Here is a 15,014-nt window from a genome sequence, read left to right on the forward strand (position 1 = left end):
GGTTATAAACATGAAAAAGTTGGCTGAGCTTTATCGTGGTAAAGCAAAAACGGTATATACCACCGAAAACCCTGATTTACTAATCCTTGAGTTTCGCAACGATACATCAGCATTCGATGGTTTACGCATTGAGCAGTTAGATCGTAAAGGCATGGTGAATAATAAATTTAACTATTTTATTATGACGCAATTGCGCCAAGCTGGCATTCCAACTCAAGTTGAGTCCTTATTATCTGACAATGAAGTACTTGTTAAAAAATTGCAAATGGTGCCAGTTGAATGTGTAGTGCGCAATCGCGCAGCGGGATCTTTAGTTAAACGTTTAGGGATTGAAGAAGGTCAGGTTTTAAATCCTCCTACATTTGAATTATTTCTAAAAAATGATGCATTGCACGATCCAATGGTTAACGAATCACACTGTAAAGCCTTTGGTTGGGCTAGCGATGAGCAATTAGCCAAAATGAAAGAACTCAGCTTTAAAATTAATACCATTTTGACTGATTTGTTTGATAAAGCAGGGCTGATATTGGTTGATTACAAACTTGAATTTGGTTTATTTAAAGGCGAAATTACTTTAGGTGATGAGTTTTCACCTGATGGTTGTCGCCTGTGGGAAAAGTCCACACTTAAAAAAATGGACAAAGACCGCTTCCGTCAAGGATTGGGTGGAGTGATTGAAGCTTATGAAGAAGTGGCAAAACGCATTGGTGTGCCTTTGTAATGTTTGCGCAGTTTGATATCTCTTTTTTTCTTCTTTTGGGTTTAGCGGCACTGTGTTATTTAACTCATAATAACACAGTGACATTTGCTGTACTGTTATTGTTACTGTTTAAATTAACGCCGCTTGACACTTATTTCCCGTTTTTAAATAAATATGGCTTAACTATCGGTATTGTTATTTTAACTGCCGCGATGATGGTGCCATTGGCCGATGGATCGTTAAAAATTGGTGATATTGCTAAATCATTTACTACTTGGCAATCACTATTAGCTATTTTGGTGGGTATTTTAGTCTCGTGGCTTGGTACGCGTGGTATATCGCTCATTGGTGCACATCCTACCATTATCAATGGCTTAATTATTGGCACGCTAATTGGTGTTGCATTTTTCAAAGGCATTCCAGTTGGTCCACTGATTGCTGCCGGTATATTATCGCTATTAATTGGGAAAAGTTAGTTTATGCACAATCCCAACAGCACCCGAATGCTATGGGTGTTACAGGGTGAGAGCACGCAATTATTTGAACAATTGAGCTCCATCCTTGAGCAGAACGTTGGTGATTGGGTAACTGTTACCTATCAGCCTGATTATTTGCCTAGTTCGTTAATTGCCAACGTACTCAAGCCCCATCAAACCAAACAACTATTAGGCCAGCAGTATCGACATGCTCTTTTTGATGCAACGGTAGGATTTAATCTTGATGCTTTTGCCATGCTGGTTGGCACGCTAGTCAAAGGTAGTATGTTGGTTTTGTTATTACCTAAGAATCTATCCACTTGGTATGATCAAGATAGCTTGCGCTGGAACGAAAGCCAAAATCCGATTACTGTACCTAATTTTGTTGCACATTTAATACAAACTTTGGCCGAATTTGGTGTGTCAATCAATTCAACATCTTTGCCAAAAAACGCTATATCCGTTACATCATCTTTGCTAGTGATGAGCGATGATCCTTGTGATTTAGCCGAACAACAAGCCACATTAAAACAGTTATTAAATAGCAATAAGCCCATAAATGTATTAGTTGCTAAACGCGGACGGGGTAAATCGGCACTAGCAGGAATGTTTAGCCATTATCAACGTAGTATTGTCACTGCGCCCAATAAATCAGCATTGACGACCTTTTTTGCTTTTGCTAAGCCCGATACGCCATTTTTTGCACCTGATGAATTAATTTTGCAGTCAAAGATTGATTTTGCTGATTATCTCATTATTGACGAAGCAGCCATGATTCCGTTACCTATGCTCGAAAAACTGCTACAACTGGCAATTGCCAATAATTGTCGGATATTGTTAACCACCACCGTTGACGGATATGAAGGTACTGGACAGGGCTTTTTGTTGAAATTGCTATCAGGTAAAGCATGCCAATATTTTCATCTACACACCCCGATTCGTTGGCAGGCAGGTGATATGCTAGAGCAATTTAGTGATCGGCTATTACTTAATGGCTTATTAATTCAGGATGATAATCCTATTACAGGCCTATCATCAATCCAATATTCAACGGTTGAACGCAATGATGTTGATTCCTTAAGATCGATCTTTTATCTATTAAAAATGGCTCACTATCAAACCACATTAATCGATTTAAGGCGTCTGTTTGATGCGCAAAATTTGTCGGTTTGGCAGGCAACAATAGACAATAAACAAATTGCCGCGGCACTTACCCTTACCGAGGGGAATTTGCCTGATAACCTAATAACCCAAGTATGGCAAGGAACACGCCGCCCTAAAGGCAATTTAGTGGCGCAATCGCTCGTTGCTCATGCTGGTGAACGGTTAGCGGCTAAGTTGCGCTCAGTTCGCGTTAACCGCATTGCGGTTATGGAGGATTATCGACGGCAGCATATCGCAAAACAACTGGTGCAGACGATTTGTGATCATGCCAAAGTGCAAAATAAAGATTTTGTGTCGGTCAGTTTTGCTTATAGCTCGTCTAATTATCAATTTTGGACAGCTTGTGGTTTTGTCTTGGTTCATGTAAGCAGCCATAAACAAGCTAGTAGTGGCAGTTATTCGGTTATGGCGCTTAAACCAATCACCCGATCTGGAGAACTATTAACCCATAAATTAAAACAAAAACTACAGCGTAACGCCTATTGGCTGAAGGATATCATTGATTTACCGTTTAACGATATGATTATCAGCGATGGCGGTTGGCTATTATCATTAGATTTAGATGTCAATGATTTAGATGAACTTACTGGATTTGCTCACTATCATCGGCCATTCGAAGCCAGTTATGCTGCATTATGTCGATTAAATAGGTATATACAAATACACCAACAATCATCTCAAGTATCCTCTTTTCCTGTTTTATCCGCACTGTTAAAAAGCAAAAATAATCAGCCTTTAGTTATTGATTCATACCAACTTGCAGGTAAAAATGCATTAATGCAAGCTGTTAAACATGAAGTTAAAACATGGTTAGCAAAGCAGGCTAGTAATGCAATATTTTCCGAAATAGTCAGTAAAGATAGCTGATCACCATTGCAGGTTATCAAGCGGTATGTTTACAATAGTCATCATGTTTTGACTGAATTTGTTTTAACTCAATTCGTTTTAATTTAAAAGGAACTGAATGTGATGCATAATAAATTAGAAAATCAGATGCAACATCGCTATTCGCAAAATCAAACATACAACCAATCAAACAACCACAATCCAAAACGTCAACCCACAACAGGAATTGAATACTTTTTTAAAGGTTGGTCGTTAGCATTTAGTCCGGGGATTAAGCGATTTGTTTTTTTACCATTAATTGCCAATATTGTAGTTATGTCGGCACTATTTTATTGGTTTTTTACTGCTATTACTGGCATGGTGGATTGGGGGTTATCGTATGTGCCGGGTTGGTTACATTGGTTGGGCTATATTATAGTTTTTATTGTGATTTTAATGCTGGTGATTTTGTTTTGTTATTTTTTTAGTACGGTGACAAATATCATTGCCGCACCTTTTAATGGTTTATTAGCTGAACAAGTCGAAGCGCAGTTAACAGGGATGCCAGCAGTTGATACATCGTGGATTAGCATTATTAAAGATCTTCCGCGGGTTTTTGGTCGCGAATTTCAAAAATTGATTAATTATTTATTATGGGCCATTCCGATACTGTTGACCTATTTTATTCCTGTTATTGGGCAATCAGTAACGCCGGTGATTTGGTTTTTATTTACGGCTTGGCAAATTAATATCCAATATGCCGATTATGCTTTTGATAACCACAAAATCACTTTTCAACGTATGCGTGAGTTACTTAAACAAGATCGGGTCGATAATTTAACTTTTGGCATGTTAGTCAGCTTTTTTACCATGGTACCGGTGCTTAATTTAATTATTATGCCTATTGCAGTTTGTGGCGCAACGGCAATGTGGGTTGATCGCTACCGTCATCAAGCACTATTTGACAGCGGTAGCCAAGATTTTCGTTAAGGGAAGTATTACTTTTTTTTCGTTGAATTTGTTGACGGCCAATCATCATCGTCGTCATCTTGATAAGGGATAGGTTTTATCCCTTTCTTTTTTTCAAGATACGCTTTATAACTCAATCGGTTTAGTGCCTTAATGGTATTAATAAAAATCCCAATTAAAATAACGACAATTATCCACCAATAATCTTTGAGCCACTCCATCGTGTTCTCCTTTAAGTTAAAATCGAAATCATCCAACTATAGCAATCATACATGCCAATAACACGATGCTAGCAATACTATACTAACAGCAATTTTTCTAAAATGCGGTGATAAATTGCGGTTAAGGTAATAATATCTTGGCAATTGGCATTTTCGTTCACTTTATGAATGGTTTTGTTAAGTACCCCAAGCTCAATTACTTGGCATCCCATTTTGGCAATAAAGCGTCCGTCAGATGTGCCGCCACTGGTGGATAGTTTGGTATCAATATCGGTAAATTCCTTAATAGCGCTAGCAGCCGCGTTGGTTAAATCACCTTGTGGTGTTAAAAATGGGTGGCCTGATAACCGCCAAGTTAAGGTGTAGTTTACATTATGTTTTTGTAAAATCTGTTCAACGCGTGTTTTAATGTCTGCGTCGGTTAATTCGCTACTATAACGGAAATTAAATTGTACACGAAGCTCACCCGGCACGACGTTTTCAGCTCCTGTGCCGCCATTAATATTGGCTATTTGCATTGTCGTTTGTGGAAAGTATTGATTGCCTTCATCCCAAACAGTATTAACCAGTTCATTTAATGCAGGAGCAAAACGATGCACAGGGTTATCAGCAAGATGAGGATAAGCCACATGACCTTGAATGCCATGCACAATTAAATTGGCTGTCAGTGAACCGCGGCGGCCATTTTTGATTTGATCACCTAGCACTGTATCGCTCGACGGTTCGCCGACAATACAATAATCAATGCGCTCTTGGCGTTTCATCAGTAGATCGACCACTTTAACTGTGCCATCGCTTGCATCGGCTTCTTCGTCTGAGGTGATTAAAAAGGCGATGCGCCCAGTGTGATTAGGATATTGTTTAACAAAATCTTCTGCTGCACAAACCATGGCAGCAACACCACTTTTCATATCCGATGCACCACGACCATAAAGTATGCCATTTTCATCAATCGTTGGTGAAAATGGCGGATAAAGCCATTTGCTTTCATCACCTGCTGGTACGACATCAGTATGGCCAGCAAACATCAAAGTTTTGCCGGTAGCATCGCCATGATAGGCCCATAAGTTCTTGGTTTGCCCAATATTGACTTCTTCAATAATAAAACCGAGTGGTTTTAATCGTTCAATAATAAGTTTTTGGCAGTTTTTGTCGTCAGGGCTTATCGATTTTTCAGCAATGAGTGCTTTGGTTAGCGCAATAACAGGTTCAGTCATAATGGTCTCGATTTTATTTAGATTGTGAAATAAATTGGGAATAAAGTTCGTCTGAATAACCTAACAAAGCACGCTTACCATCAATAAGCAAAGGACGTTTTAAAATGGAAGGATTGGCTAACATGATCTGTTTTGCAGCTTGCTCATTATCAACCTGTGCACGGACAGACTCATCTAACTTACGCCATGTGGTACCGCGAGTATTAAGCAAACTTTGCCAGTCTACCAATTGTAAAAAACTATCTAAAAGTGCTTCTGACAGCCCATCAGTTTTATAATTATGAAATTGATAATTGATGTGATGCTCATCAAGCCAAGTAAAGGCCTTTTTCATTGTATTGCAGTTTTTAATGCCATAAATGGTGTACATAAAGGTGATCCTAATTTGAAAGATGAGGAAATTATAACAGCTATAAGCTGGGGGCCGCAAATCGAAGGGGGGTGTTTTAATTTATATTTTTGATGTGGTTGAATTATTGGGGATATGCTAAGTCGCAAAAATGACCGCATTGATAACGTTTTCAGCTATGTTTTACAAGAATAAAAATAGCACAAAAATCGGTCAGAAAAGGTATTGATTTTATTAATGTTTTTTAGGCTAAAAAGTGGTGTTTTAATTTACAAATACAATTTTATTTTTGTGTTTACAGTTAAGTAATTTTAATTTTTTGGACAACAATAATAACTTTTTTTTATTATAAAAATACAACATAACGCGCTATATTATGCCTTTAGCTAAAAACGAAGGAAGATAAATTATGAAGAATTTATTAAAAGCGTTAGCCATTTTGGGGTGTTTAAGCTTACCTATAACAAGTTATGCCGCGTTGCCTGAATCGATTAAAGTTGGGTCTGATACATCTTATGCGCCTTTTGATTTTATTGATGCTAACGGTAATATTACAGGATTTAACATTGAAATTACTAAAGCCTTATGTGAAAAGGCTAACATTAAATGCACCTTTCAATCGACCGACTTTGATGCATTGATCCCTTCGTTATTATCAAGAAAGATTGATATGATTTCCTCTTCGCTGATGATGACCGAAAAGCGTAAAAAGCAGATTGCATTTTCTGACGAGATTTTTATGACTTACTCGCGTTTGATTGTTAAAGAAGGTACTAATTTAATGCCTAATGCTGAATCGTTAAAAGGTAAGCGCGTTGGGGTTGAGCAAGGTACCTCACAAGAACATTTTGCCAACGAAATGTGGCGTCCTCATGGCGTGGTAATTGTCCCTTACCAAAATCAGTTGCAAGTATTTTCGGATTTAGTGGCGGGTCGTTTAGATGCGGCATTGCAAGACGAAGTTACTGGAAGTTATGCCTTTTTAAAACAGCCACAAGGTAAAGGTTTTGTTTTTGCTGGCGATGAATTGAAAGATGCTAACTATTTTGATGTGGGGGTGGGTCTTGGCTTTCGTAAAAACGATAATGAATTACGCGAAGCCTTTAATCAAGCGTTAAAAGCGATTTTAGCCGATGGCACTTACCAAAAAATTAATAATAAGTACTTCGATTTTAATGTGTATGGTAATAAAAAATAAACCATGCAAGGTTATATTTCGTTAATTTGCCAAGGGGCATGGCTAACCATTATTTTAGCACTAGCATCGCTACTGTTAGCTATGCTACTTGGCATTGTTTGTGCGCTGGGCAAGTTGGCCGATTCAAAAGTGTGTAATGTGCTTTGTCAGGCTTATACGTCGTTAATTCGAGGTGTGCCTGATTTAGTGCTAATGATGCTAATATTTTTTGGTTTGCAGTTTTTGGTTAATAATATTACCGATTATTTTAATGCCTCTTTTATTGAAGTGAATCCATTAATGGCTGGTATTTTTACATTAGGCTTTATTTACGGCGCCTATTTTACCGAGACCTTTAGAGGGGCTTATCTTGCTGTATCTAAAAATACGTTAGCGGCGGCAACGGCACTTGGGCTTAGTAAAGTCCAAGTGTTTCGTTATGTGATGTTTCCTTTAATGATGCGCTTTGCCTTGCCGGGCATTGCAAATAATTGGTTAGTGGTGTTAAAGGCCACGGCATTGGTGTCGTTACTGGGATTATCAGACTTAGTTAAAGCCACTAAAAACGCAGGTGAAGCCTTGTACCAACCTTTATTGTTTGCCTTAATCGCAGGGGCATTTTATCTGTTTTTTACGTCAATATCGAATATCGTGTTATGGTGGCTGGAACGGCGTTATTCCATTGGCACAATCAAAACTAAGTTATAAGAACTCATGCTAGAAATTATTCAACAATATTGGCAAGCACTATTATGGAGTGATGGTTATAATATCACTGGTCTGGCGATGACGCTGTGGATTTTGATTCTATCAGTTTTAATGGGTGGCATTTTGTCGCTAGGGTTAGCAGTAGGGCGAAATTCGCAAAATAAGCTGATTAAATTACCCATTTGGCTGTTTACTTATATTTTTCGGGGCACGCCTTTATATGTACAGTTGCTGATTATTTATACTGGCATTTATACATTGAGTGTGGTTAAAAATCATGCTTGGCTGGGTGACTTTTTTCAAAGTGGTTTAAATTGCACGGTGTTAGCCTTTACTTTAAATACCTGCGCTTATACTACTGAAGTTTTTGCTGGTGCCATGCGCAATGTACCTAGAGGCGAAATGCAAGCTGCAACTGCACTTGGGTTTAGCCGTTTTCAGTTATATCGTTATATTATTTTGCCAAGAGCGTTTCGTATTGCATTGCCTGCTTATAGTAACGAGGTGATTTTTATGCTGCATTCAACGGCGCTTGCCTTTACGGTTACAGTGCCAGATGTAATGAAAATTGCACGTGATATTTATGCTGAAACATATCAACCTTTTCATGCCTTTGGGATTGCTGCGGTGATTTATCTTTGTGTTAGCTTTACGTTAATTTTTGGTTTTAAAAAATTAGAGCAGCGTTGCTTGGCTTTTCAGAAAGTTAATGAATAAAACAATGGATAACTTTATTGGGTTTGCCGATTTATCCACTCTCAACTCATCATTTAGATTGTAATTTATTACTTAAACAAAAATCCGACAATTGTAATAACATTTGCCGGATTTTGATTGTTTTATTTATTTTCAATACATTAATTTACAGGATAGAATTCACTTGTAGAGCCGGAGTCGCTGTGGTCATCATCGTGATCATGGTTACTTGAACCTGGTAATGCTCTAGCTCGCTCAATCGGAACATAACTGCCACTAGGTGTTTCAACTTGGCACTCACCTAAAAAGATAGAATATTTGGTGTTTGCATGCATACTTTCACCTCTAAAATAGCAGTGAGCAGCGTTATATAAGTCAACTCGACAAAGAATTGCGATGGCTAACCAAACAATAAGTACAGCTAAAGAGAACCATTTTAAATATTTCCAAATGAGGGACCAAAAACCAATTCCTCTAAAACGGCAATATCCAAAAATGAGCAATATGATTGCAACAAATGCTAAACCTTCGTATAACCAAAATAGCCACATAGTAATCTCCTACTTTTTATTGCTTACTATTCTATACCATCTTTGTTTATACATCTACATTATTACATCCAAGAGCCATTACGAATAATGCCAACGGCAAGCCCTTCAATAGCAAAATTTTGTTGTTCTAAATCGACTTCAATGGGAGAAAACTCGCTATTTTCTGCAAGCAGATGAACATGTTTGCCTTTGCGTGATAAGCGTTTAACGGTAACTTCATCGTCAATACGAGCAACAACAACTTGACCATTTTTAACATCTTGAGTTTTATGTACGGCTAATAGATCGCCGTCTAAGATACCGATGTCTTTCATTGACATACCATGTACTCTTAGTAAAAAATCAGCATGGGGTTTAAATAGTGACGGATCAACTTGGTAATGACTTTCGATGTGTTCTTGCGCTAAGATAGGCGATCCAGCAGCTACTTGCCCAATTAGGGGTAAACCTTCAAGTTCATTTTGTTCAGCTTGGCTTTCAAGTAAAAGACGAATCCCACGAGATGAGCCGGCGATCATTTCGATCGCGCCTTTTTTAGCAAGCGCTTTAAGGTGCTCTTCAGCCGCGTTGGCAGATCGAAATCCTAGCTTTTGGGCAATTTCAGCACGTGTCGGTGGCATACCTGTGGTTTGTATATTGTCTTTAATTAAGTCATAAATCTGCTGTTGACGTTCGGTTAACGGTTTCATTACTTTGTCCTGTTTTTATATACATATATATGTGATTATATACAGCTAATGATATAAAACAACTGTTTTATTCTATTTATTTGACAGTAGGCGATAAATTTTCCGTTGACGTGAGTAAGTTTACGAATTTACTATCGATAAATATCCCATTAATTGTTAAGTTTTTGTCTGTATTTTACGTTATATGATCAACCTAGTTATATGTTATAATGATGCCCTGTTTTTGTTGAATTGGAATTTGCCTTATGCCTTATGTTGTTGCACTAAGTGGCGGTATTGCCAGTGGTAAAAGTACTATCGCCAATTTGTTTGCCAAATTGGGCGTACCTATTATTGATGCAGACATTATTGCAAGGCAAGTTGTGCAAGTCGGTAGTGATGCGTTTAACCAAATTGTTAAGCACTTTAGCCAAGAAATTTTGCTTGCTAATGGCGAACTTGATCGCAGTCAGCTACGTGAAATTATATTTAATAATGACCACGAACGACTGTGGCTTAATCATTTGTTGCATCCTATTATTCAACAAGAAACTCAAAAACAAATTGCTATGCAAAATACAACCTATGTAATTTGGGTTGTGCCGTTATTGATTGAAAACAATTTGCATACGCTGGCTGATCGTGTGCTAATCATTGATGTTCCTGAGTCGTTACAATTGGCGCGATTAGTAAAAAGAGATAATATTAGTGAGTCATTAGCAAAAAAGATGATATTGTCGCAAGTGTCTTTAAAAAAGCGCTTATCTTATGCTGATGATATTATTGTAAATGATGATAATTTAGCTAGGCTAACTGCACAAGTTAATTTATTGCATCAACAATATTTAGATAACTTTAATTGTAAGATTTAGATTGATGAATAACATTATTTTTGAACATCCATTAAATGAAAAAATGCGTACTTGGCTTCGTGTTGAATTTTTGTTAAATCAATTAAATAGGCATTGCCAGTTTGATCAAAATAATGCGTTGATTTTTTTTCACGCGCTGTCTGAGTTATTAGAAATTATTGAACGTAACGATGTAAAAGGTGATTTGATTAAAGAACTTGAATCACAAAAACAAAAGTTAATCTTGTGGCTAACTTTTGATGGTGTTGACTATGATTTACTTAACAACTTGATTTACCAATTTGATTATTTTTTAGCTCAATTTAATCTGATAACCCGCCTAGGGCAACCATTAAAAGACGACCGTTTTATTACTGCTATTCGCCAACGTTTAACGATCCCCGGAGGTTGTTGTAGTTTTGATTTGCCTTTGTTCCATTTATGGTTAAAAATTCCGCAAGAAAGGCGTAATATTCAAGTTGAAAATTGGTTACAACACTTGTCAATTTTAGATAAATCTCTAACATGCTATATGCAATTAATTAGACAAATGGGTGAATTTAAACCATTTATTTGTTCTAATAATTTTTTTCAAGAAACCAATGGTGATGTTAATTTAATTCGTATTCGGGTTTCGTTAGATAAAAATGTCTATCCCCAAGTGTCTGGTCATATGTCACGCTATAGCATTCGGTTTTTACCGCTTGATACTTGTGATAACGTGAATAGCGATAGTATTGAATTTGAATTAGCTTGTTGTTAGTACTGCTAAATACTAATTTTAAAAAAAAAGAGTCACAATGAATAAAGATAACACTACATATGTCAATTGCCCAACTTGCCAAAAACAAGTTGTATGGAGTAAAGATAGTCCGTACCGTCCATTTTGTAGCAAGCGTTGCCAGCTTATCGATTTAGGCGATTGGGCAACTGAGGAACATCGCATTGCCGATAAAGACATTACTGAACAAGATCTTTGGAGTGAAGAAGACCTTACCGATTTTGCAGGTAAACATTAATGAAGATTCTAGGTATTGAAACTTCGTGCGACGAAACAGGTGTTGCTATTTATGATGATGCCAATGGTTTACTTGCCAATCAACTTTATTCACAAATTAAATTGCATGCTGATTATGGTGGTGTGGTGCCTGAATTAGCATCGCGCGATCATATTCGTAAAACCGTACCTTTAATTCAAGCAGCATTAAAAGAAGCAAATGTGGTGCCAGCAGATATTGCTGGTGTGGCTTATACAGCAGGTCCAGGCTTAATTGGTGCTTTGATGGTCGGTGCATCAATTGGTCGTTCGCTGGCTTATGCGTGGAATGTACCTGCTATTGCTGTGCATCATATGGAAGGGCACTTATTGGCGCCAATGTTAGAATCTAATCCACCTGAATTTCCCTTTGTTGCATTATTAGTTTCGGGTGGGCATACACAGCTTATTAGCGTAACAGGTATTGGTCAATATGAACTTATTGGCGAATCCATTGATGATGCAGCAGGCGAAGCTTTTGATAAAACTGCTAAATTACTTGGTTTAGATTATCCAGGCGGGGCAAAATTGTCGAAATTAGCTGAGCAGGGTAATGGAGCTCGGTTTCATTTTCCTCGACCGATGACTGATCGTCCTGGGCTGGATTTTAGTTTTTCAGGCCTTAAAACAGCCGCTGCCAATATCATTCATCAACATAGTGATAATCATATTATTGATGCGCAAACTAAAGCTGATATTGCTAGAGCCTTTGAAGATGCCTTGGTTGATACATTAGTAATTAAATCACGGCGAGCGCTTGATCAAACTGGATTTAAAAATTTAGTGATAGCCGGCGGAGTAAGCGCTAATCAAACACTGCGTAATAGGTTAACTGAGTTGATGCATCAGCGTAAAGGACAGGTTTATTATCCACGACTCGAATTTTGTACCGATAATGGTGCCATGATTGCTTACGCGGGGATGATTCATTTAAAAGCAAAGCAGTATTCAGATTTAGCAATCAATGTTAGACCAAGATGGCCTCTTAGCGAGCTTAATGCTAGTTAACCGATTATTTTGATTTAAAAATATAGATTACAACAAAAGCAAAAAAAATGCGGGAACTAGTTCCCGCTTTTTTGCCTATATAGTTGAATCAATACTATTAATTAATAGTATCGGTGTTAGACAATTCTTCCGTTTTTTCGGAATCTGTTTTTTCGTTAGCTAATTTTTGAATATTGTGATTAATATTAAATAGCACACAAATCAATTCAAAACCAATACGAGTTGAAACAAATCCTACAACAAAGGTAATAATACCAGTAAAAAAGGTAAATAAACCTGCAGTAAAACTATAAGCAAATAAAGCAAAACTACCTAATATCATAGTCAATGTACTAAAGCCAATAAGAATTAATGTGATCCAATACACGATAGTAATAAATGAAGGTGTTAACATTTTATTAAAGAAGAAAAAATCTTTAATGGTAAGATCTTTAAAATCAAATTTTTTGTTCATTTTATTTCCTTATTTAGGTAGGTTAATTTTATTACTTCTATTTTTTTATATTTGCGTATAAAGTGATAAATTCTTAAAAGCGATAAGAATCGAAAATTATAACATAAAATTATTTTGAGATTAACTATGAAAACTTATATCCCAGGCAAAGATGCAGCCCTTGAAGATTCCATTAACTATTTTCAGCAACAATTAACAAAATATGATTTAGAAGTGCAAGAAGCTTCTTGGCTCAACCCTGTGCCTAATGTGTGGTCAGTGCATATTCAAAATACAAAGTGCCCACTGTGTTTTGCTAATGGTAAAGGTGCAAGCAAAAAAGCGGCGTTGGCATCAGCATTAGGAGAGTATTTTGAACGATTATCAACCAATTACTTTTTTTCCGATTTTTATTTAGGCAAAAAAGCTGCAAATGCTGATTTTGTGCATTATCCGACCGAAAAATGGTTCTCTATTCCTGAAGATAATTCCCTCCCTAAAGGGTTATTATCTGAAAAACTACTTAAATTTTATGATCCCGATCATGAGTTAAGTGCAACTGATTTAATTGATTTACAATCAAGTAATGGCGAGCGAGGTATTTGCGCATTACCGTTTGAGCAGCAGTCTGATAAGCAAACGGTCTATGTGCCCGTTAATTTAATTGCTAATTTATATGCATCTAATGGTATGTCAGCAGGAAATACTCGTAATGAAGCGCGAGTGCAAGGGTTATCGGAAATTTTTGAACGTTATACGAAAAACAAAATTATTGCCGAGGCCATTAGCTTACCGATTATTCCAACCGAAGTTATTAATCGCTATCCCGCTGTTTTAGCTGCCATTGAGGCGCTTGAAAGCGAGGGATTTCCACTTTATTGTTTTGATGCTTCATTAGGCGGTGAGTTTCCGGTTATTTGTGTGGTGTTATTTAATCCGCAAAATGGAACATGTTATGCATCGTTTGGTGCACATCCAAATTTTGGCGTTGCACTTGAACGCACTGTGACTGAACTATTACAAGGGCGTAGTTTAAAAGATCTTGATGTATTTTCACCACCAAGTTTTGATAATGATGATATTGCTGATCTTAGCAATTTAGAAACCCATTTTATTGATTCAAGCGGTTTGATTTCATGGGATCTATTTAATGAGCAAGCTGATTATGAATTTGTCGATTGGGACTTTTCAGGCACGACCGAGCAAGAATTTGCTAATTTAATGGCTATTTTTACCCGTCATAACACCGAAGTGTTAATTATGGACTATGAGCATCTTGGCGTTTATGCTTGTCGAATTTTAGCCGTTGGTATGTCGGAAATCTATCCCCCTGAAGATCTTTTAATTGCTAATAGCAATATGGCAATTGGTCTGCGTGATCTTATTTTGTCGTTACCTTATCAAAAACGCACTGCTAAACAGTACCTAGCCATTATTGAACAGCTTGATGATGAAGGTCTTGATGATTATGCACGTGTTCGCGAACTACTTGGCATTGCAACCGGTAACGATAATGCTTGGCTTACACTGCGCGTTGGTGAATTAAAAGCAATGTTGGCATTGGCAGGTAAAGACCTAGTGCAAGCACAACAATGGATTGATTGGACAGTTGAAATGAATGAGTCTATATTTACTCCAGAGCGCAATCATGATTATCGTTGCTTGCAAACGCTGGTTAACTTTATTTTGCAACGTGACAAAAAACAGTTTAACAACTATCGAACTGCATTTAATAAAATGTATGGTAAAGCTTGTGTTGACGATATGTGGCAATACGCTAATGGCGAAAAAACATTTTTGGGCTTGGCTGACTCTGCTACAGCCGATAAAGCGACTAATGATAATTTAGCACAATTTGCTATGCATCAAAAATTATTAGCTGTGTATAACAAATTACATCAGGTGATGTGATAACCTATTTGTTATTCATTCCACCGATATACTCAGTGGAATGAATAACACTAT

General features: G+C 37.2%; 18 protein-coding genes. 12 read left to right on the plus strand and 6 right to left on the minus strand.

Annotation, left to right across the window (positions count from 1 at the left end; all coding sequences use genetic code 11):
* The first annotated feature begins 10 nt into the window (after positions 1–10).
* The 4 genes from purC (at position 11) to cysZ (ending at position 4,155) form a co-directional block, all read left to right on the plus strand.
* Positions 11–721, plus strand: a complete 711-nt coding sequence (purC, locus tag GA0061081_RS09210; RefSeq protein ID WP_091350174.1) for a phosphoribosylaminoimidazolesuccinocarboxamide synthase — start codon at positions 11–13, stop codon at positions 719–721.
* Positions 721–1,176 (plus strand): DUF441 domain-containing protein, encoded by a 456-nt coding sequence (locus GA0061081_RS09215; protein ID WP_091350181.1) that lies wholly within the window; start codon positions 721–723, stop codon positions 1,174–1,176. Before purC ends, GA0061081_RS09215 begins: the two co-directional genes overlap by 1 nt.
* 3 nt (positions 1,177–1,179) lie before the next feature.
* Positions 1,180–3,207, plus strand: coding sequence for a GNAT family N-acetyltransferase (locus GA0061081_RS09220; protein WP_091350185.1), 2,028 nt, complete (start codon positions 1,180–1,182; stop codon positions 3,205–3,207).
* A 102-nt stretch (positions 3,208–3,309) separates the two neighbouring features.
* Positions 3,310–4,155 (plus strand): sulfate transporter CysZ, encoded by an 846-nt coding sequence (gene cysZ, locus GA0061081_RS09225; RefSeq protein ID WP_245176389.1) that lies wholly within the window; start codon positions 3,310–3,312, stop codon positions 4,153–4,155.
* Between the two features lie 8 nt (positions 4,156–4,163).
* Here the strand turns inward: cysZ and GA0061081_RS09230 are convergent, their stop codons facing one another.
* The 3 genes from GA0061081_RS09230 to GA0061081_RS09240 all read right to left on the minus strand — a co-directional run bounded on the left by GA0061081_RS09230 (position 4,164) and on the right by GA0061081_RS09240 (position 5,942).
* Positions 4,164–4,355 carry a YpfN family protein gene (locus GA0061081_RS09230; RefSeq protein ID WP_091350188.1) on the minus strand — a complete coding sequence of 64 codons (192 nt, stop codon included), beginning with the start codon at positions 4,353–4,355 and terminating at the stop codon, positions 4,164–4,166.
* 77 nt (positions 4,356–4,432) lie between these two features.
* Entirely contained in the window at positions 4,433–5,572 is a 1,140-nt protein-coding gene (dapE, locus tag GA0061081_RS09235) for a succinyl-diaminopimelate desuccinylase (RefSeq protein ID WP_091350192.1), read from the minus strand.
* Positions 5,573–5,585: 13 nt separating this feature from the next.
* Complete coding sequence (locus tag GA0061081_RS09240) at positions 5,586–5,942, minus strand: ArsC family reductase (protein WP_091350195.1); 357 nt, start codon at positions 5,940–5,942, stop codon at positions 5,586–5,588.
* A 388-nt stretch (positions 5,943–6,330) separates the two neighbouring features.
* Here GA0061081_RS09240 and GA0061081_RS09245 point away from each other — a divergent pair, with 388 nt between their 5' ends.
* From GA0061081_RS09245 to GA0061081_RS09255, 3 genes are read left to right on the plus strand one after another with little or no spacing between them, the layout of a single operon-like run.
* On the plus strand, positions 6,331–7,119 hold the full coding sequence (locus GA0061081_RS09245; RefSeq protein WP_091350199.1) for a lysine/arginine/ornithine ABC transporter substrate-binding protein: 789 nt from the start codon (positions 6,331–6,333) through the stop codon (positions 7,117–7,119).
* 3 nt (positions 7,120–7,122) lie between these two features.
* A complete protein-coding gene (locus tag GA0061081_RS09250; protein ID WP_091350203.1) occupies positions 7,123–7,806 on the plus strand; it encodes an ABC transporter permease in 684 nt (227 codons plus the stop codon).
* Positions 7,807–7,812: 6 nt separating this feature from the next.
* Positions 7,813–8,523: an ABC transporter permease gene (locus tag GA0061081_RS09255; RefSeq protein ID WP_091350206.1), complete on the plus strand. Its 711-nt coding sequence runs from the start codon at positions 7,813–7,815 to the stop codon at positions 8,521–8,523.
* 140 nt (positions 8,524–8,663) lie between these two features.
* On the opposite strand, the gene GA0061081_RS09260 is transcribed toward GA0061081_RS09255, so the two are convergent.
* Both GA0061081_RS09260 and lexA read right to left on the minus strand, forming a co-directional pair.
* Positions 8,664–9,053: a hypothetical protein gene (locus tag GA0061081_RS09260; RefSeq protein WP_091350209.1), complete on the minus strand. Its 390-nt coding sequence runs from the start codon at positions 9,051–9,053 to the stop codon at positions 8,664–8,666.
* Positions 9,054–9,115: 62 nt separating this feature from the next.
* On the minus strand, positions 9,116–9,742 hold the full coding sequence (gene lexA / locus GA0061081_RS09265; protein ID WP_091350213.1) for a transcriptional repressor LexA: 627 nt from the start codon (positions 9,740–9,742) through the stop codon (positions 9,116–9,118).
* A 245-nt stretch (positions 9,743–9,987) separates the two neighbouring features.
* On the opposite strand from lexA, the gene coaE reads away from it, so the two are divergent.
* Genes coaE through tsaD form a run of 4 tightly spaced genes read left to right on the plus strand, consistent with a single transcriptional unit; the run spans position 9,988 to position 12,616 of the window.
* Complete coding sequence (gene coaE, locus GA0061081_RS09270) at positions 9,988–10,593, plus strand: dephospho-CoA kinase (RefSeq protein ID WP_091350216.1); 606 nt, start codon at positions 9,988–9,990, stop codon at positions 10,591–10,593.
* Positions 10,594–10,597: 4 nt separating this feature from the next.
* Entirely contained in the window at positions 10,598–11,335 is a 738-nt protein-coding gene (zapD, locus tag GA0061081_RS09275) for a cell division protein ZapD (RefSeq protein ID WP_091350220.1), read from the plus strand.
* A gap of 37 nt (positions 11,336–11,372) precedes the next feature.
* The gene (gene yacG, locus GA0061081_RS09280; RefSeq protein ID WP_091350225.1) at positions 11,373–11,591 is read left to right on the plus strand and encodes a DNA gyrase inhibitor YacG; all 219 of its coding nucleotides are present in this window, start codon (positions 11,373–11,375) and stop codon (positions 11,589–11,591) included.
* On the plus strand, positions 11,591–12,616 hold the full coding sequence (gene tsaD / locus GA0061081_RS09285) for a tRNA (adenosine(37)-N6)-threonylcarbamoyltransferase complex transferase subunit TsaD (RefSeq protein ID WP_091350227.1): 1,026 nt from the start codon (positions 11,591–11,593) through the stop codon (positions 12,614–12,616). Before yacG ends, tsaD begins: the two co-directional genes overlap by 1 nt.
* 97 nt (positions 12,617–12,713) lie before the next feature.
* On the opposite strand, the gene GA0061081_RS09290 is transcribed toward tsaD, so the two are convergent.
* A complete protein-coding gene (locus GA0061081_RS09290; RefSeq protein ID WP_180214330.1) occupies positions 12,714–13,070 on the minus strand; it encodes a DUF4282 domain-containing protein in 357 nt (118 codons plus the stop codon).
* A gap of 126 nt (positions 13,071–13,196) precedes the next feature.
* On the opposite strand from GA0061081_RS09290, the gene ycaO reads away from it, so the two are divergent.
* The gene (gene ycaO, locus GA0061081_RS09295; protein WP_091350230.1) at positions 13,197–14,960 is read left to right on the plus strand and encodes a 30S ribosomal protein S12 methylthiotransferase accessory factor YcaO; all 1,764 of its coding nucleotides are present in this window, start codon (positions 13,197–13,199) and stop codon (positions 14,958–14,960) included.
* Positions 14,961–15,014: the final 54 nt, after the last annotated feature.

The sequence above is a fragment of the Gilliamella bombicola genome (assembly GCF_900094945.1).
Taxonomy (GTDB): domain Bacteria; phylum Pseudomonadota; class Gammaproteobacteria; order Enterobacterales; family Orbaceae; genus Gilliamella; species Gilliamella bombicola.

Coding starts and splice junctions, on each gene's coding strand:
- ycaO (WP_091350230.1), top strand. CDS start 13,197: ATGAAAACTTATATCCCAGGCAAAGATGCAGCCCTTGAAGATTCCATT.
- GA0061081_RS09250 (WP_091350203.1), top strand. CDS start 7,123: ATGCAAGGTTATATTTCGTTAATTTGCCAAGGGGCATGGCTAACCATT.
- GA0061081_RS09240 (WP_091350195.1), bottom strand. CDS start 5,942: ATGTACACCATTTATGGCATTAAAAACTGCAATACAATGAAAAAGGCC.
- lexA (WP_091350213.1), bottom strand. CDS start 9,742: ATGAAACCGTTAACCGAACGTCAACAGCAGATTTATGACTTAATTAAA.
- GA0061081_RS09290 (WP_180214330.1), bottom strand. CDS start 13,070: ATGAACAAAAAATTTGATTTTAAAGATCTTACCATTAAAGATTTTTTC.
- coaE (WP_091350216.1), top strand. CDS start 9,988: ATGCCTTATGTTGTTGCACTAAGTGGCGGTATTGCCAGTGGTAAAAGT.
- GA0061081_RS09230 (WP_091350188.1), bottom strand. CDS start 4,355: ATGGAGTGGCTCAAAGATTATTGGTGGATAATTGTCGTTATTTTAATT.
- tsaD (WP_091350227.1), top strand. CDS start 11,591: ATGAAGATTCTAGGTATTGAAACTTCGTGCGACGAAACAGGTGTTGCT.
- zapD (WP_091350220.1), top strand. CDS start 10,598: ATGAATAACATTATTTTTGAACATCCATTAAATGAAAAAATGCGTACT.
- GA0061081_RS09260 (WP_091350209.1), bottom strand. CDS start 9,053: ATGTGGCTATTTTGGTTATACGAAGGTTTAGCATTTGTTGCAATCATA.
- GA0061081_RS09215 (WP_091350181.1), top strand. CDS start 721: ATGTTTGCGCAGTTTGATATCTCTTTTTTTCTTCTTTTGGGTTTAGCG.
- GA0061081_RS09220 (WP_091350185.1), top strand. CDS start 1,180: ATGCACAATCCCAACAGCACCCGAATGCTATGGGTGTTACAGGGTGAG.
- GA0061081_RS09255 (WP_091350206.1), top strand. CDS start 7,813: ATGCTAGAAATTATTCAACAATATTGGCAAGCACTATTATGGAGTGAT.
- GA0061081_RS09245 (WP_091350199.1), top strand. CDS start 6,331: ATGAAGAATTTATTAAAAGCGTTAGCCATTTTGGGGTGTTTAAGCTTA.
- purC (WP_091350174.1), top strand. CDS start 11: ATGAAAAAGTTGGCTGAGCTTTATCGTGGTAAAGCAAAAACGGTATAT.
- dapE (WP_091350192.1), bottom strand. CDS start 5,572: ATGACTGAACCTGTTATTGCGCTAACCAAAGCACTCATTGCTGAAAAA.
- yacG (WP_091350225.1), top strand. CDS start 11,373: ATGAATAAAGATAACACTACATATGTCAATTGCCCAACTTGCCAAAAA.
- cysZ (WP_245176389.1), top strand. CDS start 3,310: ATGCATAATAAATTAGAAAATCAGATGCAACATCGCTATTCGCAAAAT.